General features: G+C 37.4%; 16 protein-coding genes and 1 pseudogene. 7 read left to right on the plus strand and 10 right to left on the minus strand.

From position 1 onward, the window contains the following. Positions 1–302: 302 nt before the first annotated feature. On the plus strand, positions 303–2267 hold the full coding sequence (locus ACFIKI_RS00695) for an autotransporter assembly complex family protein (protein ID WP_375665164.1): 1965 nt from the start codon (positions 303–305) through the stop codon (positions 2265–2267). Next, positions 2267–6925 (plus strand): translocation/assembly module TamB domain-containing protein, encoded by a 4659-nt coding sequence (locus tag ACFIKI_RS00700; protein ID WP_375665166.1) that lies wholly within the window; start codon positions 2267–2269, stop codon positions 6923–6925. The genes ACFIKI_RS00695 and ACFIKI_RS00700 overlap by 1 nt, the downstream gene beginning before the upstream one ends. 444 nt (positions 6926–7369) lie before the next feature. Here the strand turns inward: ACFIKI_RS00700 and ACFIKI_RS00705 are convergent, their stop codons facing one another. The 3 genes from ACFIKI_RS00705 to infC all read right to left on the minus strand — a co-directional run bounded on the left by ACFIKI_RS00705 (position 7370) and on the right by infC (position 11127). Then, positions 7370–7549: a DUF4102 domain-containing protein gene (locus ACFIKI_RS00705; RefSeq protein ID WP_375665168.1), complete on the minus strand. Its 180-nt coding sequence runs from the start codon at positions 7547–7549 to the stop codon at positions 7370–7372. Between the two features lie 700 nt (positions 7550–8249). Continuing rightward, positions 8250–10016 (minus strand): ABC transporter ATP-binding protein, encoded by a 1767-nt coding sequence (locus ACFIKI_RS00710; RefSeq protein ID WP_375665170.1) that lies wholly within the window; start codon positions 10014–10016, stop codon positions 8250–8252. Between the two features lie 592 nt (positions 10017–10608). After that, entirely contained in the window at positions 10609–11127 is a 519-nt protein-coding gene (infC, locus tag ACFIKI_RS00715; RefSeq protein ID WP_026500140.1) for a translation initiation factor IF-3, read from the minus strand. A 196-nt stretch (positions 11128–11323) separates the two neighbouring features. On the opposite strand from infC, the gene ACFIKI_RS00720 reads away from it, so the two are divergent. From ACFIKI_RS00720 to dapE, 3 genes are all read left to right on the plus strand, one after another. Further along, positions 11324–12103, plus strand: coding sequence for an alpha/beta hydrolase (locus ACFIKI_RS00720; RefSeq protein ID WP_375622019.1), 780 nt, complete (start codon positions 11324–11326; stop codon positions 12101–12103). Between the two features lie 31 nt (positions 12104–12134). After that, positions 12135–12881, plus strand: a complete 747-nt coding sequence (locus ACFIKI_RS00725; RefSeq protein WP_375665173.1) for a M48 family metallopeptidase — start codon at positions 12135–12137, stop codon at positions 12879–12881. A gap of 223 nt (positions 12882–13104) precedes the next feature. After that, positions 13105–14277 carry a succinyl-diaminopimelate desuccinylase gene (dapE, locus tag ACFIKI_RS00730; protein ID WP_375665175.1) on the plus strand — a complete coding sequence of 391 codons (1173 nt, stop codon included), beginning with the start codon at positions 13105–13107 and terminating at the stop codon, positions 14275–14277. 537 nt (positions 14278–14814) lie between these two features. Here dapE and hemW read toward each other — a convergent pair. Together hemW and rdgB are read right to left on the minus strand one after the other, a co-directional pair. Beyond that, entirely contained in the window at positions 14815–16014 is a 1200-nt protein-coding gene (hemW, locus tag ACFIKI_RS00735; protein ID WP_375665178.1) for a radical SAM family heme chaperone HemW, read from the minus strand. Beyond that, on the minus strand, positions 16011–16658 hold the full coding sequence (gene rdgB / locus ACFIKI_RS00740) for an RdgB/HAM1 family non-canonical purine NTP pyrophosphatase (protein ID WP_375665180.1): 648 nt from the start codon (positions 16656–16658) through the stop codon (positions 16011–16013). Before rdgB ends, hemW begins: the two co-directional genes overlap by 4 nt. 475 nt (positions 16659–17133) lie before the next feature. Between rdgB and hrcA the strand changes: the two genes are divergently transcribed. Both hrcA and grpE read left to right on the plus strand, forming a co-directional pair. Then, complete coding sequence (gene hrcA / locus ACFIKI_RS00745) at positions 17134–18204, plus strand: heat-inducible transcriptional repressor HrcA (RefSeq protein WP_375665334.1); 1071 nt, start codon at positions 17134–17136, stop codon at positions 18202–18204. Positions 18205–18329: 125 nt separating this feature from the next. Next, positions 18330–18992: a nucleotide exchange factor GrpE gene (grpE, locus tag ACFIKI_RS00750; protein ID WP_375665182.1), complete on the plus strand. Its 663-nt coding sequence runs from the start codon at positions 18330–18332 to the stop codon at positions 18990–18992. Positions 18993–19098: 106 nt separating this feature from the next. Here grpE and thpR read toward each other — a convergent pair. From thpR to ACFIKI_RS00775, 5 genes and pseudogenes are all read right to left on the minus strand, one after another. Then, positions 19099–19638, minus strand: a pseudogene (gene thpR, locus ACFIKI_RS00755) (RNA 2',3'-cyclic phosphodiesterase). Between the two features lie 626 nt (positions 19639–20264). Continuing rightward, on the minus strand, positions 20265–20558 hold the full coding sequence (locus tag ACFIKI_RS00760; RefSeq protein ID WP_375665184.1) for an HPr family phosphocarrier protein: 294 nt from the start codon (positions 20556–20558) through the stop codon (positions 20265–20267). Between the two features lie 17 nt (positions 20559–20575). Further along, positions 20576–20974, minus strand: a complete 399-nt coding sequence (locus ACFIKI_RS00765; RefSeq protein WP_375665187.1) for a PTS sugar transporter subunit IIA — start codon at positions 20972–20974, stop codon at positions 20576–20578. Positions 20975–21110: 136 nt separating this feature from the next. Further along, the gene (locus ACFIKI_RS00770) at positions 21111–21575 is read right to left on the minus strand and encodes an HPr kinase/phosphatase C-terminal domain-containing protein (protein WP_375665189.1); all 465 of its coding nucleotides are present in this window, start codon (positions 21573–21575) and stop codon (positions 21111–21113) included. A 23-nt stretch (positions 21576–21598) separates the two neighbouring features. Further along, on the minus strand, positions 21599–23383 hold the full coding sequence (locus tag ACFIKI_RS00775) for a stimulus-sensing domain-containing protein (protein ID WP_375665191.1): 1785 nt from the start codon (positions 23381–23383) through the stop codon (positions 21599–21601). Positions 23384–23412 lie beyond the last annotated feature (29 nt).

Raw genomic sequence — 23412 nt, forward strand, 5'->3', positions numbered from 1 at the left:
TTCCCATGGAAAGTCATTTGTACAAATTTAACCATGATGATATGGGACGCAATAAAACATTTATAATAAATTAAATAAATATGTTAAGAAAAAAAGAATGAGGCTGTTTGTGTTATACAACAGTGCAGAATTTTATGAAAACATAAGGGGAGGGTGGCGTTATGTATCGCAGAGTGTTATTTTATGTGATAAAACGTGTAAAATGTGCAAAGTAATTATATTTACCTTTCTTATTTTTATATTATTTAAAGCGTAGTAGATGCAAAGTGTATTATAAAGTGTATTATAAGGTATCTGATTTTATGGTATACCAGACAAGAATTTTGTTAAAATCAGGGACTGTGCGTTGTGTATTTATAGGCTTGTGTTTCACTTTTTCTTTTCCACAGCCACTTGCTGCATTTGATTTTTTTGGCATCCCTTTTTTTGGTCAAAAGAAAGCAAATTCTTCTTCACATTATGCCAAAAGTACAGAGAGATTTTATAAAGTTGATGTTGTTGCACCGCCAGGTGCGCCATTAGAAGGTATAAAAATAGTTAAATCTGTTTCTTCTCTTGTTGCTGATAAAGAGAAAGCATCTGCCAGTTCTTCTGGTTTGCTAGCGAAGGCGCGTTCAGATTATCGAGCAATTCTTTCTGCTCTTTATGCTGATGGACGCTACGGTGGTGTTATTAGTATTAAAATTAATGGCTTAGAAGTTGCTGATTTAAGTCCGGTAACTCAACTTCCAGCACAATCGAATATCGTTATTACAATTAATGCCGGTCCACAATATGTTTTTAGTATTGCAAATATTGATAAAGTAGCTCCGTTTGAAAAACGTAAAGCGCATAAAATGCCCACAATTGAAGAATTGGGCTATAAAGTTGGGGCTATTGCTAAATCTGAAACCATTTTGAAAGCAGAAAAATGGGCGATAGAAGGATGGCGTCAACAAGGTTATGCTAAAGCTGAAATTATGAAGAGTGAGGTTGTGGCTGACCATGCTGCGTTGCGTGTTGAAGGACGGATTGTTGTTAGTCCTGGACAAAAGGCTTATTATGGTCCTTTAAGTGTGCGTAATATAAGTAAGAAACCACGTGTAGATTCAGCTTATATCGCGTGGATGACCGGATTAAAACCAGGACAGATATACGATTCCGATGCATTAGCTAAGGCAAATGAACGTCTTGCGCGCCTTGGTGTTTTTCGTGCTATCAATATACGTGAGGCAGATACCATTAATCTAGATGGACGTTTACCGCTTACGCTTGTTGTACAAGAACGTAAACCGCGTCGTTTTGGTGTAGGTGGTAGCTATTCAACATTAGATGGTGCTGGTTTTGAGACTTATTGGATGCATAACAATCTTTTGGGTCATGCAGAGATTCTTAAAATTGAAACAAAAATAACTGGTGTTGGTAGCAATAAAAAGCAATCGTATAAGTTTAAAAATTTTGATTATCTTTTCGGTGGTACGTTTATAAAGCCTGGTGTACTCACGCCAGATACAGATCTCAGGTCAGAATTAAAAATACAACAAGATGTTTTAGAAAATTATACGACAAAAGCCATCAAAGGAAAATTAGGTATTACGCATATTTTCAATGGTAATCTATCGGGACAGGCTGCTGTAGAAGTTTCAAATGGTTATTCACGTGATATCTATTTTGGGAGCCGTAATTTTACAACAATAGGTTTCCCTAGCGGTTTGATTTACGATAGTCGTAATAATAAGTTTAATGCAACAAAAGGTTTATATGGTGAAGTTTTCATTGAGCCTTTTTATGAGATGCGTTTTAGCAACTTTGTTGCAAAAGTAACAGCAGAAGGTCGTTCTTATTGGGCGTTGGATGAAGGGGATCGTTTTGTTGTTGCTGCACGGGCGAAGCTTGGTACAATTCTTGGGAATGATACAGCACAAGTCCCCGCAAGTACGCTTTTTTTTGCTGGTGGTGGGGGCTCTGTTCGTGGTTATGCTTACCGTAATATTGGTATCAAAACAGAAGATGATGCGGTTGTTGGTGGATGGTCGCTTATTGAGGGGTCGGCAGAATTGCGTGTTTCTTTAAATGATAAAATAGGGTTTGTCGGTTTTCTTGATGGAGGTTTAGTAGGGGAAAAGGCGAATTTTGATTTTTCTCAAAAAATTAAATGGGGAGCCGGTATAGGAGGTCGTTATATGACGGGTCTTGGTCCTTTACGCGTTGATTTAGCCTTTCCTTTAAAGAGAGAGAAGGGTGACCCTCGCATTGGTTTTTATGTGGGTATAGGGCAAGCATTTTAATGAAAAAAGGTGTACGTTTATCAGCTTTCTTCTTTGTATTTTTGTTTTTTTGGGTGGGTGGTGTTATTTTTGCGCAAAGAGGAGACATTCTTCCCTCTAGCGAAATGAGAACAGGTGATCGCTCATGGTTTGTTTCTTTAATTGAACGAAAGCTTTCAGCACCTAATCGTCAAGTTCATTTATACAATATGCAAGGGACACTATCTTCTCAAACATCAATTGATGCTATTACTGTCAGTGATAAAAAAGGAGTTTGGCTTAAAATTACCAATGCTAAAATGGATTGGAATCGTCTAGCGTTGCTGAGAGGGCGGATGGATATTAACCAGCTTTCGGCAGAACAGGTTACATTTTTACGCAAACCGCAAGGCAATTCTTCTTTTGTTTCTTCCCTTGAGGCGGGTAAGTTTTCTTTACCAAAATTGCCGCTTGCTCTTTCTATCAATACACTTACAGCTCAACATGTGACATTTGAACAGAATCTTTTTGGTTTTTCTGCTGATATGTCCTTAAAAGGCAAATTCACTTTGGCTAGTGGTAATTTTGATATCGATATAGCGGCGCATCGTTTAGATACACCGGGTTCTTTTTCTGTTCTCACCAAGATATCTGATAGTAATCGTACAGCTAAAATTGATATTTCTGCTAACGAACCACAAAATGGTATTTTGGCGAATATTTTTAACATTGAACAACGTCCAGCATTAAGTCTCGTCGTGAAAGGTGATGGTACTTTTGATGATTTGGTTATCAAACTTTCTTTAGAATCCGATCATCACTCTATTTTAGATGGTAATGTTATTCTTGCAAGCGTTCCAGAAGGACAGAGTTTTTCTACGAAATTAGAGGGAACACTAAGCCCTTTAATACCTGTTCAATATCGTAGTCTCTTCGAATCTGATATAACATTAAAAGCAAAGGCAAGAAGAACAAAAGAAGGTGTGACACACCTTGATCAGATGGTTATTCAGAACAAAGCAATGAATGTTATAGCCAATGCTGAAATAACCGCCGATGGATTCTTGCGACGGCTTTTTGTTGATGGCAAAATGGCTCTTGATAACGAAAAAGAGTCTGTTCATTTACCTGTATCAGATATGCCAAAACCTGCGAATACTCTTGCTTTGAACATTGATTATGGTCGCGAAGGGCAACAATCTTGGAATGGGCGGTTGGTTGTAGGTCATTTAAGCAATAAAAATATTTATATTCGTGATGCAATTTTTGATATGGGAGGAGTAAGCGAAAATCTTGATAATGCAGCTTCTCGTCATGTTGGTGTTCAGGTTAAAGGGACGCTTCAAGGGGTTAAAAAGATTAAGGGAGCGTTAGTAGAAAACTTAAGCCAAGCGGTTCATGTGCATTTAGATACGGATATTGTTTCGAATAAACCAATTTTGATTCATGATCTGAGTGTTACGGCTCAGGGTTTTTCTTCTTGGTTAAAAGGGACAATGGAGAATTTTGTTTTTAAAGGCGATCTCGGTTTAAAAGCTCAAACATTAACTCCTTTGGAAGTGTTCAGTAAACAATCACTTTCTGGTAGTGCAAATATTAAAGCCAAAGGAACGATCAGTTTATTGAGTGGCATTTTTGATCTCCAATTATCAGGAATGGCTGACGATATGAAAATAGGCATGCAGTTTTTTGATCGTTTATTCAAAGGAAATACTACTCTTTCAGGTGGAGCTGCTCGAAATACAAAGGGCTTCACTTTACGTCATTGGAATTTGAAAAATCAATATACAAACATAAAGGCTAATGGTTATTTTTCAGATGAAAGCGCTAAAATGGAATTATCTGCTCAAATATCTGATTTGTCCAAATTAGATCCGAAGATAAGTGGTACACTTACAATTCAAAGTACGGCGAGAGGGCGCAATCGCCATATAAGACTCAATACACGTGCTAATGTGGCTGAAGCGTTTTTCATGGGGAAGAAACTTCAAAACACAACATTTAACATAGATGCATTTGTAGATAATACGGCACCAGTTACTTCTTTAACGGGGGTGGTAAAGGGTGAAGGGATTTTTGCTAAGAAACCTTTGCATTTATCGGCCTCTTTTGAAGATTCTCATAAAATTCGAAAACTTGAAAATATCGATATTAGAGGGGGAAGTGCAAAAATAACGGGTGAGCTTTCTCAACAACTTGGCGGTTTTTTGAAAGGAGCGCTGCATATTGATGCCGATGATATTTCCGTACTTTCAGCGTTATTTTTGCAGGATGGTAGTGGAAAAGTAAAAGGAGATTTTATTTTTGATGAACGAAATGGCAGACAAACAACCAATGTGAAAGCGTCTGTTAACCATTTGAGTTTTGCCAAGAATAAAATAAAAAAATTGGCAATAGATGCTGATATATTCGATCCTTTTGGTATGACTCAGTTTGAAGGAGTTATCAATGCAGAACATATTCAAACACCTTTGGTAATGGTCAATCGTTTAAATGCTCACGCTGATAGGAATAATGGACAAACGGTTTTTACTGTCCAGGCGATGTTGCATGATAGTCTCAATGCACGGCTTTCTGGTCATTTAATGGTTGAGGAACTTCCAGAAAGTATAAAACGAGAAGTACAAATTGAAACTGTGGACTTAAAACAACATACTTTTCATGCAACATTGCTGAAGCCATCCATAATTGCTTTTAATAAAGATGGAATGACAATCAATGAATTAGGAATTGCAATAAATGGAGGCAACATCATTTTAGCAGGGCATATTCAAGATACCCTGAATTTGCAACTTACAATGAATGCGCTTCCTGCTACTTTAGTCAATCTGTGGAAATCCGATCTTGGAGCAGCAGGGAGTGTAACTGGGCAGGTTATGATTCGTGGTCATTTAAAAAAACCTGATATAACTTACGATATAAAAGGTGATGGACTGACAACCGTTGCTTTTCAAGATAAAAAAATTATGCCTTTTTCTCTTTCTGCTACGGGAAACACTGTAAATCAAAATCTTACTGTGAATGCAAATTTAACAGGAGAAGGAGTACAAGCACAAGCTCAGGGGCGTGTATCTCTAGAGAAAAATGCGCTTGATCTTCATATTAATTTGCAAAATTTATCTGCACGTTTGGCGAATGGTTTTATTGCAGGACAAGCGCTTGATGGGACAGTAATAGGTAAAGTTGATATTGATGGAACAATAAAGGATCCATCTGCTCATTTTGAGCTTTCTAGCCAAAATTTAACCGCTATGACGTATAAAGGACCGATGTCAATCAATATAAATGCTCGTGGTTCTTATAAAAAATCGACATTTCATATTGAAAATATGATAGCTACTGGAGATAAAGGATTAGATCTTTCCATCCATGGGCCTGTGTCTTTTAATGGTTTAGAGGCAAAATTAAACGTTAAAGGGATAATGCCTCTTGATTTTGTTAATCTCTTATTAGCCAAGCGTGGTGCACATATAGCGGGTACAGCAAGAATTGATACAGCTCTTAATGGAGCGTTATCAAAGCCACAATTGATAGGAAATATTTCTATAGGCGACGGTAGCTTTTTTGATTCACAAACAAATGTAGGATTGAATAATATAACGCTTGAAGGCAAATTGAAAGGTGACCATATTCTTATAGAGAAAGCTTCAGCGTCTTCGTTTGAGGGTGGGGGAATTTCTGCTTCAGGTCGAATCTCTAATAGTCTAGAGACAGATTTGATATTTCATCTTGATAATGCCAATTATAATGATGGTTCTATGATTCTGGCAACATTATCAGGTGATATGACAATGACAGGTCATTTTTTTAATGATCTTGTTCTTGGTGGTGACATCATCGTTGAAAAAGCTGAAGTTTTTGTTCCTGATCATTTTAAAAGTGCCAAGTTTCTTGATGTTAGAAATAAGAATTTAACTAAATCGATTCAAACAACACTTGAACGTGCTGATGTTAAGAACACGAACAAAAGCAAAAGCTGTATAGTTACACAAAAATCTTCATCTGTCGTGCTATCAAATATGCGTATTACAGCACGCAATCAATTTTTTGTACGCGGAAAAGGCTTAGATGCTGAACTGGGAGGACGCATTAATCTAGCAGGTCCATTGAATGATGTGCATCCAGTTGGTGAATTTAGAATGATTCGTGGACGTTTTGATATCCTGTCGCAACGTCTTAATTTTGATCAAGGACAAGCGAGTTTTAGTGGTAATCTTAATCCTACGGTTTATTTTGTAACCAACAATAACAGTGGTGATATTCGCGTCACTGTAACTGTAAGTGGGACGGTTGATAATCTTGATATTAACTTTTCTTCACAACCAAATTTGCCTCAGGATGAGATTTTGGCGCGTTTGATTTTTAATCGCTCTCTTAATGAATTATCACCATTTCAGATTGCTCAACTTGCAGCAGCAGCGGCTGATCTTGCAGGTGGTTCTAATACATCTTTGTTGAATACTTTACGAACTAAAATTGGACTTGATGATCTTGATGTTATCGTTAATGAGAAAGGGAATACAGGTTTACGTATTGGACGCTACATACACAATAATATTTATTTGGGCTTTGAAGCAGGGTCTGATGGAACGACGAAAGGGACAATTAATTTAGATATTTCGCGTCATCTCAAAGCTAAAGGTGCCATAGGAAATGAACAAAATTCTAGTATAGGTCTCTTTTATGAAAGAGATTATTAAAGATTGAATTTAAAAAAACAATTTCTTCGTTTTTTGTTTTTCATTTCTAAGTCTGAAGAAGGGAGCCTAGACTAGGAATTCGATCAAAGAAGAAGCTTTTTATTAAGGCGTGAAGAGAACTATCTGAAATATTCAATTTTTTGTTTATGCTATTCTCTAAAGAGATAAAATCTTCACGCAGGACAGTATGTTATTTTGCTGTTGTATACTTATTCTAGAGAAATACCTCATTCTCAATTCCATTTCATGCTGTTGTCTGAAGAGTATAATGTAGAATTCATAGGGTATAGATTTTATTTTCAAAAGCAGTTGAAGCAATATTTTTATAATAATGAAAATGACCTATTATTTCACATTTTTGTTTACTGTATTCTTGAATGAGATCACTTTTCTTATGACGAAAGCCCTCAAAGCAGAACACCATTGTGTTGCAAATTCACACGCTTATTTTAAAGAAATATTTCTCATTGCTTCCAAGCTCATTTCACGCTGTCGCTCGTGAATGGTATAACGGTAACTCCATTTGCTCCCTCCATCTTTACGCTTATGGTGGCACATCGTTATATTTTCTAACTCGTTGGTAGTTGCTATAGCCTCTGCATTAAGATGATACATTAGAGGCATTTTTAGTCCTTTCTTGTACAGTTTTTATCCATACATTCATCCTGCTTGTTATGTGCAAGCAAGTGGTTTTGATTGATTCAATATAAACAGGTTGGGAATAAGAGGATCTTACGTTATTCTAGACTCTTATTCAACATGCAAAAAGAATTATTTTTATAAATCAATATATTGCCATTGAAAGCGCGAGGTGAATATTTAGAATAGGGTTTGTTCGTTAAGCCTTGTATAAGTAAATCACATAAGTCGTTATCAGGTAGAACAAATTCGATAAGAATTTGGGCTGTTTACAGATCAGATGGGATAAGAAACTTTGTCCTTTAAGATGTGTGGAGAAAAAATTATCAGTACAGAAAAAAGTGATATCGATCCAGATTCATTATCATAATCCACAGCAATTTTTTTTAAACTTGATGCTATCCTTCTTTTAGGATTCACAATATTTACGAATATTTTATCATTTGTGTAAGTAAAGGATAAAGGTTTTTGTTCTCAAGTTTCATTATTAAAATCAATGGCATTCAATAAAATAAGCGGGTGAAGTTTTCATCTAAATTCAAAAAGTTTATATCTTAATAAGCCGTAAATTTTTTGCCAATCCTTGATTGAAGTAACACTTTTCCTTGGTAACATTTCTGTTCCACAAATGGGGTGTTACCTTCTATCCATTTTTTATTTCAAATCTTATTTAAGGATCTAGAAATTAGGGGGTATGTTTTTTGAACTGAATATTATGAAGTTTTTTATAAAACCCATGTTCTTTTGCGAGCAATTCTTTCTGAGTACCTTGTTCAACCAGTTGTCCATTTTGTATGACCACAATTTTATGAGCACGAGCAATTGTTGAAAGGCGATGAGCAATGATAATCGTTGTACGTCCTTTGGTAAGTTGATGAATAGCTTCATTAATTTGTGCTTCGGTGTGTGAATCGAGCGCACTCGTTGCTTCATCAAGAATCAGAATTTCACTATCGTGAATCATTGCCCTAGCGATAGCGAGTCGTTGTTTTTGCCCCCCTGAAAGATTACAGCCATTATCACCTATCTGTGTATCATAACCATTTGGCAAACGCATAATAAAGTCATGAGCATTTGCTGCTTTTGCTGCTTCGATAATTTCGTCATCACTAGCCCCTTCTTTTCCAAGCCCGATATTATATTTAACAGTTCCTTGAAAGAGAAAAGTATCCTGTCCTACATAGGCCATCAGGTTTCTCAGAGAGCGAAATGTTGTGTAGCGGATGTCTTGATCATTAATTAATATGCGTCCTTTTGTGGGATCATAGAGTCGCATAATAAGGTTAATAAAGGTAGACTTTCCCGAACCTGATGGTCCCACCAATGCTGTCATTTTTCCAGCTTCTATTTCTAGGTTGATATCTTTCAATACCATTTTGTTCTCAGTGTATGCAAAAGAAACGTGTTCGAAGCGAATAGCTCCTTGCGTTTTATTCAGATCTTTAGCTTCTTTATGTTCTATAACTGTAAGAGGATGGTCGAGTATTTCAAACATCGTGCGGATATTGACCAATCCAGATTCAATTTTTACACGTACATTTGCTAGTCTTTTTGCGGGCTCATAAGCTAAAAGTAAAGCAACAATAAAAGACATAAATTCACCTTGAACACCTGCACGTTGGGTTGCAAGATAACCGGAAAAACAGATAATACCAGCAATGGCAACACCTGTGAGTGTTTCCATAATCGGATTTGTAATAGCTTCGAGTGTTGCAATATTATTTGTTTGTTTTTCAACATCACAAATGGCTTTATCCATTCTTTTCTTCATGACTTCTTCTAGTGAAAAAGCCTTAATGACTCGAATGCCAACAGCAGTTTCCTGTACGATTTTTATAATTTCACCAAGTGAAAGGAGCTCTTTTTCCATAAGGCGGCGAACGCGTTTTAAAGCCATTCGAACGCCTAAAAAAGCTAGTGGTCCTATGATTAAAGTAATGGCAACTAATATAAAGTTTTGAATAAACATGACAAGCAACAAACCACTAACGGAAAGCAAATCACGTACAAAAGTTGTGATAATAGTATCAATGATATTACGTACAGCTGTAGCATTGTGGGTTACGCGAACAAGAAGATCAGATGAAGTGTTATTATGATAAAAAGAGACTCCTTGTTCCATAAGTCGGGCAAAAATTTTGCGTTGTTGTTCAGCAATGATACTATTTCCGGCTTTGTTTAGAAAATAAGTTTGGGAAAAAGTTGCAACTCCTTTGAGAATAAAGATAAAAGCAATGATGCTAGAAATTAAAACGATCATAGGAAAATTTTGCGCATCAATAATCTGATTAACAACATCACGCATCATCCATGCACTCGTTGCAGTTGTACCAGAAATGATGATCATTGAGAAAATAGCCGCACTGTACCAACGCGCATGTTTATGAAAATTTTCTCGCAAAAGACGGATAATAAGATGTTTATCAAAAGAGGAAATTTGTTTTTTGTCCATAAAGTGCTTCTATATTTTCTTGTTGTTTTATGCAAGATTGAAGCACTCTTAATTAAAAAAATCCATTAATCTTTTGTACAAAAATAGCCTTTTCTTTCAAGGCTCATCTATCAATTTCACGACGGCGAGTGTAAAGAAATACAGTGCAAAATCTCTGTGAAAGGTAGAACGAAAAGGTGTTGTTTATCACTATCTTTAGTTAAATAAAAAGTACGGGCGAGTCCCATCATTATTATTTACTAATTTCCATATTGTAATAGCCTTTGGCACTTGAAATGGTTCACAAAAGGCATTTCTGCTTTTTTAATAATTTTATGTATGCATTATCTCTGTTTGTGATGTGCAAGCAGAATTATTTTGTTGGATTCATATAGAAAGAGCTTGAAACGAGAAGATCTTAAGATGTTTGGGTTCTCTCATTTAATATATAAAATAACGAATTCTCCTTATAAATCGAGAAAGCACTATTAAAAGGATTTATACACGCTTATAAAACCCCTAAAAGCACCACAACAAATTCCATGTGGTGCTTCTAAATTATAGCTATACGCTCATTTGATGAATTGCATGCAAATATTATTCCAATGCAAAACTATTTAGGTGCTATCACCATCATCATTTGCCGGCCTTCAAGCTTTGGCTCCAATTCGATTTTGGCAATTTCACTTGTATCTTCTTTCACACGCTGAAGAAGCTTTAATCCAAGATCTTGGTGAGCCATCTCACGACCACGAAAACGCAAAGTAATCTTTACTTTATCACCATGATCAATAAAGCGATGAACAGCCTTGAGTTTGACTCCATAATCATGGACATCAACATTTGGGCGCATCTTAATCTCTTTGATTTCGATGACTTTTTGCTTCTTACGTGTTTCAGCAGCTTTTTTTTGGGTTTGATATTTTAATTTTCCCAAATCGATGATTTTACATACAGGTGGCTCCGCATTTGGTACAATTTCAACCAAATCAAGTCCCGCATCTGCAGCCATAGCAAGAGCTTCTTGTATCGCAACAACCCCCTGATGTTGTCCCTCATCATTGATAAGCTGAACATGAGGTACCCGAATATCCTGATTTGAACGTGGTCCGTCTTTTTGGGTAGGTGTCATTTTAAACGGTTTACGAATGGTTTATGCTCCTTAAATTTTGATTCAACTACAGTTAATTTAATATACAATTATGCACCTAAAAACAACTATAATTCGTGTTATTTTCATTATTTGATTTATTACTTTTTGGAATGATTTAGATTATAAAAGTTTTTCTCTTAATTTACAGAAATTGTTTTATGGAGGATAAAGAATCATGGATCAAAATATTCCTTGTCAGTTTTTTTCGTTTGAGAACACCGCACTTGCAGTACGCTATCGCAAGGGGCGCCAATCTCCAGGTTTGGTTTGGCTTACTGGCTATCAATCCGATATGTTAGGAAGTAAGGCAACGTTGGTTGATCAGTTTGCTCAGAAGAATGATTTGTCTTGTTTACGTTTTGATTATTCTGGACATGGAGAATCTGAAGGTGACTTTTTTCAAGGAACGATTTCACGTTGGGTTAAGGAAAGTTTAGCGACTTTTGAAACTTATTGTGAAGGACCACAAATTTTGATTGGTTCCTCTATGGGTGGGTGGATTGCGCTAAGGCTTGCTATGATGCTAGCACAGAAAAATAAGAAGCTTGCTGGCATGATATTGATTGCTCCAGCGCCTGATTTTACACAAACATTGGTGGAACCCAAATTAGGCCCAGAAGAATGGAAGATTTTGGAGGAAAAAGGCTATATTGAACGACCTGCAGTTGATGATACAGAGCCAATGCCCTTTACAAAAACATTAATTGAAGATGGGCGCGAAAATTGTGTTATGAAAGGATGCATTGATGTTGGGTGTCCAGTCCATATTCTACAAGGGATGGAAGATGAAGATATTCCCTATCAGCATACATTGACTTTACTTGATCATTTACCTCTCCATGATGTAACATTGACACTTGTTCGTGATGCAGATCATCGCTTTTCTCGTCCACAAGATTTAGATTGCCTTGAAACAGTATTGAGATCTTTGATTAATCAGATTAATGCAAAATAAGGGGTACATTTATTGATGAAGATAAAAATATATGAGCATTTCTAAACAGCATTTTATTTTTTCTGATCGCTCTGTACCTGTACGGGTGCGGGAAAATAAGCATGCGCGCCGTCTTACCTTACATATTGATGCCAGAAGTCAGGAGATTTATGTAACAACACCACCAGCGATAAATCTCTATGTGGTTGAAAATTTTATTGAAAAACATCGGTCTTGGATTGAGGCACGTCTTGCTTGTGTACAAATCTCTCATAAAAATGCTTATCTCAAAGTGGGGGCGACAATTCCCTTATTGGGTGTTTCTCATACCATCAAACATAGAGAGGGACGTGGGGTAACAGAAATTGTTACAGCAGATGCGGAGCAAGGGCCTGAAATTATTGTTTATGGTCAATTAGAATACCTCCCAAGACGCATTGCTGACGTTTTGAAAAAACAAGCAGCACTTATTATAACGCCTTTGGTGGCACATTATGCTCATCAGGTAGAGCGTAAAGTCAAATCCATTTGTTATAAAGATACGAGAAGTCGTTGGGGCTCTTGTTCAATCGATAAGCGTCTTTCTTTTTCTTGGCGTCTTATTATGGCACCCAAAGAAGTTGTTGAGTATGTTGTTGCCCATGAAGTTGCTCATCTTGTTGAAATGAATCACGGACCAAGATTTTGGGCTCTTTGTGAAGAGCTATGTCCTGATAGTAAAACATATCGTGCTTGGTTGAAGGAAAATGCTCACAGATTGCAAGCAATTAATTTTGATTCATATAAGTCAGAAACATAACAAAACTTTCAAATGAGGGCAATATTTAACGGAACTTTTTGTTGAGTGTTTCGTTGTGTGTGTGCTTCGTTCATGATGATGAGGAAGCCATTGAAGCTCTCAGCACGATTGTCCTCCCCTGCTTTGTTTGCTGAGTGTCTTCAATGTTTTTGCTTTATCTTTTTTGTAATTCAGCGTAATAACCTTAAGTTCCGATGACTTATAACAAACGGGAAGAGCTCTCATGCCTGTTCTTACAGATCCACTTCAGCTATTACAGGGACTTATCCGTTGTCCTTCTGTTACACCTCGTGAAGCAGGGGCTTTATCAACTTTGGAACAATTTTTGAAAAAAATGGGATTTCACGTCGAGCGCCCTATTTTTACGGATAAAAATACAGATAATGTTGAAAATCTTTATGCAAAAATGGGAAATGAAGGACCCCATCTTATGTTTGCGGGTCATACGGATGTTGTACCGCCAGGCGCATTGGAAGATTGGACTTATCCACCTTTTGAAGCTGTCATAGATCAGGGAAAATTATATGGGCGGGGTGCTGTTGATATGAAGGGTGGAATCGCTTGTTTTATTGCGGCTCTAGCGCGAGTTCTTGAGAAACGACCCATTAAAGGAAGGGTAAGCCTTTTAATTACTGGTGATGAAGAGGGGCCTGCTGTTAATGGTACGGTAAAACTTCTCAAATGGGCAGAAAAAAAAGGCGAAAAATGGACTGCGGCTCTTGTGGGAGAACCAACAAGCGTAAAGACTGTTGGTGATATTATCAAAATTGGTCGCCGCGGATCGATTTCTGGTGTCATTACCGTGAAGGGTCGCCAAGGTCATGTTGCTTTTCCAGAGCGGGCTGCCAATCCCTTACCTTTGGCAAGTAAGCTTATTCAAGCATTGACACAAACTGCTTTAGATAAAGGTACAGAGAATTTTCAACCCAGTAATTTAGAGCTCACAACCATCGATACTGGTAATTTGGCAGTCAATATTATTCCAGCGCAGACAACAGTTCGTTTTAATATACGTTACAATGATCTTTGGACAAAAGAAACACTGATGAAGGAAATTGAAAAGCGTCTTGCTTTGGTGCAATCAAAAAACAAGAGCGATCAATATCCCTCTTATCAGCTTGAATGGATTCCAAGTTTAGGAGATGTTTTTTTGACTAAAAATGATAAACTCATTCAAATTTTATCTAATGCTATTAAAAGTGTAACAGGGAGTGTACCAGAATGTTCCACTTCTGGTGGTACTTCAGATGCGCGATTTATTAAGGATTATTGCCCAGTGGTCGAATTTGGCTTACCAGGGCAAACGATGCATATGGTAGATGAATGTGTAGCTCTTGATGCAGTGGAAACGCTCACTGCTATTTATGAGCGTTTTATTGTTGATTTTTTTGCATAAAGAAATGATTGTTGGTTCAAAAATATTTTTATCTTATTGTACCATAAACATTGTCATTTGAGGTATGGTGATATAAGGCGCGTAAGACTTAATATAGTGGTTTTAGAGTGCATGGTGAGTATTCTTTAATTGGGGCTGCCTGTAGGAGTCTTTAGTTAAGTGAATCGCATAAGTGGAAAGCCAGGTGGAATCTGCTTTAAGAGGCAGAATTGTTTACAGATCAGATTGGATTAAAAATATTCATCCTTTAAGATGTAGGGAAGAAATCAACACGCAAGCGTACATGGAAAACATGAACGTTATGTCCAATGTATTGCTACTGCCCTTGGCACTTAAGACGGTTCATAAGAGCCATTTTTAGTTCTTATCCTATACAAATGTATACACACATTCATCCCGTTTGTGATGTGCAAGCAAGTGGTTTTAATTGATTCAATATACGCAATTTTGAAATGAGAGAATCTTACGATATTTTAGTCTCGCTTTTGCTATAAAGATGATGATAATGATTAAAATCAATATGTTGTGATAAAAACTTTAGTTTGCAAGTTGGCTGATGATGTGATCAAGAACAATACGTCCTTTGGTTGTTGCTTTTAAGCGTTGGTTATCCACCATTTCTATCAATTCTTGGTGTTGTAAATCGATCAGTTTTTCCATTGGGATACGTTTAGGGCTTAAGGTTTCATAGCGTATAAGTTCTAAGCCTTCGCATAGGCGTAACCCCATAAGGAGCATTTCATTTGCCTGTTGCTCAGGGGTTAATTGTTCTGTTTCAATACAGCCATGTCCTGTTGTTTCTACCAAATTAAGCCACTGTTCGGGATGCTTTTCATTTATTGTGACATAACGTTTACGGTTTTCAAGGTGTGATAATGATGTTTTTGAACAGGCAGAGGAATGATTTTGTGCGTTCTCAATGAAGCGTCCATGTGCACCTGGACCAAAGCCTGCATATTGGTGATAACGCCAATAAAGAAGATTGTGTGCTGATTCAGCACCGGGCATTGCATGGTTTGAGATTTCATAGGCAGGAAGTCCATGCTGTGCTGTTATTTCCTGGGTAACATGATACAGATCTGCTGCTAGCTCTGATGGGGGAAGGATAAGTCTTCCTGCATCATGAAGCCGTTTAAAGGCGGTTCCTTCTTCGATTGTCAATTGATAAAGAGAAAGATGGTCCGCTGCCAAATCAATTGCTTGGGAAATTTCAGATTTCCATTCTTCGAGGGTTTGTTCGGGGCGGGCATAAATGAGATCAAAGGATAAACGTGGAAAAATTTGTCGTGCTAAAGCAATGGCACAAAGAGCTTGTTCCACATTATGGAGTCGGCCAAGTTTGCGCAATGCTTTATCATTGAGCGCTTGTATTCCTAGAGATAAGCGATTAACACCTGCCGCACGGTATCCACGAAAGCGCTCTGCTTCTACACTGGATGGATTAGCTTCTAATGTAATTTCAACTTTATCATCGACTACCCATTTTTTTGCAAGTGCTTGCAATAGGGCATCGACAGTTTGTGGCTCCATAAGAGAAGGGGTTCCTCCACCAATAAAAATACTCGTAATATGGCGTGGGCCTATTTTGTGGTATTGCGTTTCTATTTCGCGCTTAAAGGCGGTGACAAAACGTGGTTGATCAACACCATGGATGCGAACATGCGAATTAAAGTCACAATAAGGACATTTAGCTGCACAAAAGGGCCAATGAATGTAAATGCCGAAAGGTTCATTCATGAGAATGCTAAAAGGTTTTCTGCCAAAAGTTTGAAAGCACGTGCGCGATGTGAAAGAGGGGGAAGATCATTACGTTTCCAGTTGTGTTTTTGTTCTGTTGACATTTCTCCAAAGGTATTTTCATATCCATCGGGTAAAAAAATAGGATCAAAACCAAAGCCTTTGTCTCCCCGTGGAGGCCAAATGAACGTTCCTTCAATGCATCCGCGGAAGTAATCTGCATGAGCATCAGGCCATGCAATGCAAATGACAGATATAAAACGGCATTTTCGTTGGCTTTTTTCTCGCGCTCCGATTTTTTGGAGTTCATTTTCTATTTTTTTCATAGCTTTTGGAAAATTACGTATACCATCGGCTTGAATCGCCCAATCAGCGGTATAAACGCCTGGCGCACCCTCCAATGCATCTACCTCTAAGCCTGAATCATCAGAGAGGGCAGGAAGTCCTGTCTTTTTTGCTGCTGAAAAGGCTTTTATATAAGCATTTTCTTCAAATGTTGTTCCCGTTTCTTTTGGTTCTGGCAAGCCAAGTTCTTTTGCGGATTGTATTATTAAATCGAAAGGCGCAATCAAAGTAGTGATTTCATGCAATTTGCCGGTGTTATGCGTAGCAATAACAAGTTTTTTATCTGCTATGCTTCTCATATAAATTTCTCCAAAAATGGAAGGGGAATTATTTTTGTGCTAAGGACCAGCTTAAATGCTCATACACACATATTCCGCTCGATTTTACATGTTTTATGATATTTTATTCAAATAAAATTTTTTGTATTTTGAAGATAACAATTGAAAGATATTTCTTTTTTCATGGTAAATATCTAATTTTCTGCTTGCTCTAAAAGACGAAGATTCCACACAAATTGGTTTGTAAACAATCCAGCTTTTTCTAGTACGCTGCTACAACAAACTACTCTACAGCCTCCCTGTCTTAAATATCCATCATACATTCTTAACAAAAAACACCCTATGCGTAATTATGCACCTTATATCATCACTCTAACAGATGGTATTTTACAGCTCAATAGGATAATATATTTTTATATTACGTTAGACTATTTGACCGAACCTTGGCAAAACTTATATAAGAGAAGAGTGTTTTTAAAGTAGTGAAACAATTGTGATGAAACACAAACCTATTGATAATGAACTAAAATATCTTGATGAACGTTCGCGTGATATTTTTCGCCATATTGTTGAAGCTTATCTTAATGATGGTGAACCTGTAGGGTCTCGCAATCTTTCACGGCTTTTACGACAAACATTATCACCTGCAACGATTCGCAATGTGATGAGTGATCTTGAACATCTTGGTCTGATTTATGCACCGCATGTCTCTGCAGGTCGAATGCCGACACAATCAGGTTTACGCTTTTTTGTTGATGCATTTATGGAAGCAGGTGATTTGCCAAATGAGGAGCGAGAAAATATTGAAATGCAAGTCAAAGAGGCTGGGCATGCGCAATCGGTTGAACATTTTCTTGTTCAAGCAAGTCGAGTTCTTTCAGATCTTTCACGTGGAGCAGGGCTTGTTCTAGCAACAAAACAAGAAGGAACATTGAAACATATTGAATTTGTGCGTCTTGATAGGGAGCACGCTCTTGCTGTTTTGGTGACTCAACAAGGTGAAGTTGAAAATCGTATTGTTCATTTGCCAGAAGGGGTTACCCACGCACAATTGACGGAAGCAATGAATTTTCTCAATGCTCATATTCAAGGGTGTACATTGAGTGAAGCTAAAGAGGAAATAGCCCGCTTGTGCGCAGAAACGCGGGCTGCACTTGATGATTTATCGCATCATCTTGTTGAAACGGGATTAGCTCTTTGGGGAGGAGAAGGTGCTGATCATAAAATACACCTCATTGTTCGCGGGCGCAGCAATTTGCTTGAAGATGTGAAAGCAGAAGAAGATTTAGAACGGTTACGCCATTTGTTTGATGATCTTGAAACGCGTGAGAGTATGGCACAGCTTCTTGATTTAACGGATGAAGGTTCGGGGGTTCGAATTTTTATTGGTTCAGAAAATAAGTTATTTTCACTTTCTGGTTCTTCTTTAGTTGTAGCACCTTATCGTGATTCACAACAAAGAGTCATTGGTGCTTTAGGCGTTATTGGTCCCACACGGCTTAATTATGCAAGGATTGTGCCTATGGTTGATTATACAGCTCAACTTGTGTCACAGTTATTGCGTTAAAGCGATGCAGGTAAGTATTTGTACTATAAAAGCCCATTGTATTAATATACGTCAATACCCCTTGATTTTTGTCTGTAAAATTTCGATATCGAGAATAACAAATCTTATGAAGGAATAAAATTTTTATGTCTGATGAAAAAAACAAATTTACTGACGCTTCATTTGAAAATTGCGATTTAAAAAATCCAGCTGATCGTAATACACTTAAACAAGTGGCCGATGAATTTTTAAAAACACATAAAACAGAATCACATGAAGGCGTTGAAGAAGAAGGAAATGAGGTTAGTGATCCTTTAGCATCTTTGCAGGATGAAAATAAAGAACTAAAAGATCAGCTTTTACGTCTTGCTGCAGATATGGAAAATCTTCGACGCCGTACTGCGCGTGATGTGGCGGATGCGAGGGCTTATTCCATTGCTAATTTTGCACGGGATATGTTATCTGTTTCTGACAATCTCAATCGTGCTTTGGAAGCTATTCCAGAAGGTGCGCGGGAGAGTGATGCTGGTTTGAAATCGTTGGCAGAAGGCGTTGAAATGACTGAACGTGCTATGATGGCAGCATTAGAACGTCATGGGGTGCAAAAAATTCATCCAGAGGGGCAAAAATTCGATCCTCACTTTCATCAAGCAATGTTTGAAATTGCTAACACTGATGTTCCAGATAACACTGTTCAACAAGTTGTTCAGGCAGGTTATATTATCGGGGAAAGGGTATTACGTCCAGCTATAGTGGGTGTAGCTAAAGGAGGAACAAAAGAAGCTTCTGTTGAAGTTGATTCGGCTTAAAACACATCAATAACAAACCTCCAACATAAAATGCAGAGTCTTCTGCAATTTTACATATATGAGATTTTTTTTCAAAGAGTTTTTAAAGGGTGTTTGTAACACCCTTTTATCTTTGAAGTGTCCAACTTCCTTTTACAATGTATGGAGCATCACTTAAGGGAGAAGGCGATAACAATAAAACAAAATGATCGACCTCAAAAGAAGGAAGCGAAAAATCATCTCGAGAAGATAGATAAGAAGAAAAATCTTCAAGATTAATATCAAATATTCGTGCAAGAGTAATATGTGGCGTAAATTGCCTTTCATCAGGTTTTAACTCTAATTTGTTCCGGATATATTGCATATTTTCATGTAAAAGATTCAGCTTTTCACAAGGTTCAATGCGAACCGCAAGAGAATGGGGAGCATTTTCTGGACCCAAAACGTCAAAACCTTTTATCTGTAGCGTAAAAGAAGGAAGTTCTATAGTGTTAAAGGCACGCATAATTTCATCTGCTAGGGAGCTTTCAACTTCGCCAAAAAAAGATAAAGTGATATGAAAATTTTGCGGATTAATCTACTGCGCTTTTGGTAAGCCATTTTGCAACGATACAAGTTGTTGTGTTGTTTGTTGAGGAATCTGAAGAGCACTAAATAGACGATCCATAATATCATCTCCTTATCTTATAATGAAAAAATGCTATCTCAAGCGCAAAAATAGATAATGAGAGTAGGGCGTGTACCGCAGAAGATAAGGCAATAGTGTAGAAAAAGAACGTTTAAAAATGCTTACCATAATTATGAATGTACAAAGCTTATTCATTTTAAGAAAATGATTATGATATCGATAAAAATTGCGTTTTCATGCTCTCTATCACAATAATGCGCAATGAAAGATTACTTGTGTATTATAAAGGCTACAAAGTTAATAGAAAATAAGAAGAGTTGATAGATTTTCTGATGTGCGAAATTATTTTGACATTTGTCTTTAGCTTAAAATAAGGCCTATTCACAAAGTAAAGAGTTCTCTTTCCTGTAAAGATTTAATGATACGATTAAGTTGGGTAATAGTTATAATATGCAAAACTATTCAAATGGGCCAAATAATGTTAGGAAAAGAAAAAAATTCTTGCATAGCAAAATGACTACAAATATTTACATTTATGACAATTCTGCCAATCCATAGTGGATATTAATATTAATATAAAAATGGGAAAAGCAATCAAAATTCAAAATAGTGATGGAAGTTTCCTTATTTTCTAAGGATAATCATCTTTTTTGTGGCAAGAGGCACTAGTTTTCCTCTCCAAAGTTGTTATTGATGAGCTTTTCAAGAGCATTAAGGGCATCCATTGCTTCTGGCCCTGAAACATGAATGGTGAGATTGCAACCGGATGAAGCTGCTAACATCATAAGTCCCATAATTGATGATCCACCAACGATTTTTCCATCCTTTTCAACTTCAACAGTGGCATTAAAATTGTCAACAGTTTGTACAAATTTTGCAGAAGCACGGGCATGCAACCCACGTTTATTACAGATATTGAAATGACGACTTATACATGGGAGGGTATCTTTAGAAAGCATTGGTATTTTATTATCCGCTATGAAGTCATACTTGGTACATTAATATATTTACGTCCTGCTTCTTGTGCTATTCTTAACGCGTCTGATAATGAAATATCAGGACATTGGCGAATAGAAATCAGTTTAATAAGCATGGGCAAATTAACACCGGAAATCATTTCAACACGTCCTTTTTCAATAGCAGGAATAGCTATATTTGATGGTGTTCCACCGAACACATCTGTTAATATAATTACACCATGATCTGTGTCTGTATCGGTTACTGCGGCTATGATATCATCTTGGCGTTGATCTATATCGTCATCGGGATAAACGCATATTGTTGCGAACTTTTCTTGTGCTCCAACAACATGTTCCACGGCATGTAAAAATTCGACAGCCAGCTCACCGTGCGTTACAAGCACGAGTCCAATCATTTACGCAAACTCCTGTTAACTAAATAAGATCCGACCATATTGGTGGGAAGGATATTTTACAAGGCTTTGTCTTGCTGCCAAGAAAAATTTGCAAAAAAAAGGCAAAAATTGTGATTTTTTTATTTTTAGAAAAAAATTAGACAGTTTTGCGCCATATTTTCCTAAACAAAAATGCTTCAATAGCTTGGCAAATGGCTGTACAGTCGGCTTCACGAAGAGAGGGAAGTTTTAAAAGAGGAATGTGCAAATTTTCAAATTGAAAAGTTTTATTTGTGGAAAAACGCTCATATTTAGGACCGAGAGAAATAACGCAGTCGATAGTTGCATGCTTTTCAAATTCTATCATATAAAGCCCAACACCACGAATCTCGATGCCGCCTTCTAAGCTGTCAGGAGTGTATCCGTAAAGTTTTCCATTTTCCGCACGCAACATTGTATAATCATCACTGATAAGCTTCGCTTCACGTTTTGACCACTCAGCGCGGTCAATCAAAGAAAGGGTGAGGGTTGATTTTCCTGATCCCGATGGACCTATAATTAACAGCCCCTTGCCGCCTAGTTGAAGGCAATTTGCGTGGAGTATTTCACATTTTGTTTTCATGTCTTTTACTTTGGATAAAAGATTTATTTAGCAAGCGGAAGCATAATAATAAAACGTGCACCAGTTTTACACTTCCCAAGTGTAGGATCAATAATATTTTCGGCTGTAATTGTCCCATTATGAGCTTCGATGATTTGCCGACTAATAGAAAGGCCAAGTCCAGAGTTTTGTCCAAAAGCATCTTCATTTGGTCGATCTGTGTAAAAACGTTCAAAAATGCGTTCAATATTTTCTGAACGAATACCTGGGCCATTATCTTCAATGGTTAAAATAAGGGTTGAAGCATGACTTTTCATAGTAATACAAATTTTGCCACGATTCCGAGGAATAAAAGAACGTGCATTTTCAAGAAGATTTGAAATCACTTGCCCTAAACGGAGTTCATGTCCCAATACAAGATAGGCTTTTCCATGAGGCCGTGGGACAATATTAAGGCTTATATCAATGGTTTGCGTATTACGATACACTTCCTGAACAGCATGAACAAGACTTTCCAAAAGCGGTGTCATATCAACAATCTCTGCGGTTTCTCGTGCAAGCTCTGCATCGAGCCGCGATGCATCAGAAATATCTGTAATCAACCGATCAAGACGGCGCACATCATGTTGAATGATTTCCAGCAATTTCTCTTGTGCTTCTTCATTTTTAGCCAGAGGGAGCGTTTCAACAGCACTACGTAGAGAGGTGAGAGGATTTTTTAATTCGTGGCTTACATCCGCAGCAAAGCGTTCAATGGCTTCAATACGCATATAAAGGGCATTAGTCATATCACGAATAGAAGTTGAAAGGTGACCAATTTCATCTTCACGCATTGAAAAATCAGGAATTTCTACACGCTGATTATTGCCATTACGCACTCGATTAGCCGAGGCAGATAATTTACTTAATGGATGGGCAATCGTATGGGCCAAAAAGAGAGAAAGAACCAAAAGTACACTACCTACAACGGCAAAAACTTTAAAGATAACCAGTCTTTCGCCTTTTACAATGTTATCAATATCGGAACCAGTGGTTGAAAGAAGAAGAGCTCCAACCACTGCGCGATAGCGTTGAACAGGAACGGCAACAGAAACAATTAATTGCCCTTGTCTGTTGCGTCTTTTAGCCGTAGCAAGAGATCCGTTTAATGCGCGGTACACTTCTGGATAAGCAATATCACGGTTTTTTGTTTGTTCTCTATCAAGAGCAATATCTTTGCCATGAAATATACTTGAATACCATGAAGTGAAGCGATCCCACATATTTTGTTCTGTTTTAAGTGGGGGTAAATCATAGCTAAAAACTTCTCCACTAGAATAAAGAACGCGCGAATCAAGAAGGAGAGTAGCATCACGATCATAGATACGTGCTCTTGTCGTTTTGGGTGTGATGAGACGCCGTAAAAGAGGGGCAACTTGCTCAGGGTTAATAGGGAAATCCCAAGAGTCGGTTGATTGAGGGGCGGGTGTAACGCTTTCTCCAGCTTGTAACTCTAAGAGCTTTTGCGGATCAATAAGGATAGAATTTGTATCTACTGTTGCAGAAGCAGCAATAGCTCCAGCGATAATTTTTCCTTGGATACATAGACTTTTAATTTTTGCTTCAATTAAACCATCGCGAAATTGGTTAAGGTATAAAATGCCTGTAACCAGAACGGCAAGGGCAGCAATGTTTAATATAACAATGCGGCGTGTGAGACTGGAAAAAAGCAATTGTCTAAAGAGACGCTGTACTCGAGAATGCAAACGAGAAAACATAGAAAATTGCGTTGAGGATACGTCATTATAGGCTGTTTTTTGTAGAGTTTCCAGTTGAGAATTGTCTGTCATTGACTTGATGGCCATTCAAATTTTTACGA

It is taken from the genome of Bartonella sp. TT121SHDZB, assembly GCF_042193415.1.
In the GTDB taxonomy this organism is placed as follows: domain Bacteria; phylum Pseudomonadota; class Alphaproteobacteria; order Rhizobiales; family Rhizobiaceae; genus Bartonella.

What these genes read in the sequence shown, in the direction of transcription:
- ACFIKI_RS00695 (WP_375665164.1), top strand. Translation starts at nt 303, where the DNA reads ATGGTATACCAGACAAGAATTTTGTTAAAATCAGGGACTGTGCGTTGT.
- ACFIKI_RS00700 (WP_375665166.1), top strand. Translation starts at nt 2,267, where the DNA reads ATGAAAAAAGGTGTACGTTTATCAGCTTTCTTCTTTGTATTTTTGTTT.
- ACFIKI_RS00705 (WP_375665168.1), bottom strand. Translation starts at nt 7,549, where the DNA reads ATGCCTCTAATGTATCATCTTAATGCAGAGGCTATAGCAACTACCAAC.
- ACFIKI_RS00710 (WP_375665170.1), bottom strand. Translation starts at nt 10,016, where the DNA reads ATGGACAAAAAACAAATTTCCTCTTTTGATAAACATCTTATTATCCGT.
- infC (WP_026500140.1), bottom strand. Translation starts at nt 11,127, where the DNA reads ATGACACCTACCCAAAAAGACGGACCACGTTCAAATCAGGATATTCGG.
- ACFIKI_RS00720 (WP_375622019.1), top strand. Translation starts at nt 11,324, where the DNA reads ATGGATCAAAATATTCCTTGTCAGTTTTTTTCGTTTGAGAACACCGCA.
- ACFIKI_RS00725 (WP_375665173.1), top strand. Translation starts at nt 12,135, where the DNA reads ATGAGCATTTCTAAACAGCATTTTATTTTTTCTGATCGCTCTGTACCT.
- dapE (WP_375665175.1), top strand. Translation starts at nt 13,105, where the DNA reads ATGCCTGTTCTTACAGATCCACTTCAGCTATTACAGGGACTTATCCGT.
- hemW (WP_375665178.1), bottom strand. Translation starts at nt 16,014, where the DNA reads ATGAATGAACCTTTCGGCATTTACATTCATTGGCCCTTTTGTGCAGCT.
- rdgB (WP_375665180.1), bottom strand. Translation starts at nt 16,658, where the DNA reads ATGAGAAGCATAGCAGATAAAAAACTTGTTATTGCTACGCATAACACC.
- hrcA (WP_375665334.1), top strand. Translation starts at nt 17,134, where the DNA reads ATGAAACACAAACCTATTGATAATGAACTAAAATATCTTGATGAACGT.
- grpE (WP_375665182.1), top strand. Translation starts at nt 18,330, where the DNA reads ATGTCTGATGAAAAAAACAAATTTACTGACGCTTCATTTGAAAATTGC.
- ACFIKI_RS00760 (WP_375665184.1), bottom strand. Translation starts at nt 20,558, where the DNA reads ATGCTTTCTAAAGATACCCTCCCATGTATAAGTCGTCATTTCAATATC.
- ACFIKI_RS00765 (WP_375665187.1), bottom strand. Translation starts at nt 20,974, where the DNA reads ATGATTGGACTCGTGCTTGTAACGCACGGTGAGCTGGCTGTCGAATTT.
- ACFIKI_RS00770 (WP_375665189.1), bottom strand. Translation starts at nt 21,575, where the DNA reads ATGAAAACAAAATGTGAAATACTCCACGCAAATTGCCTTCAACTAGGC.
- ACFIKI_RS00775 (WP_375665191.1), bottom strand. Translation starts at nt 23,383, where the DNA reads ATGACAGACAATTCTCAACTGGAAACTCTACAAAAAACAGCCTATAAT.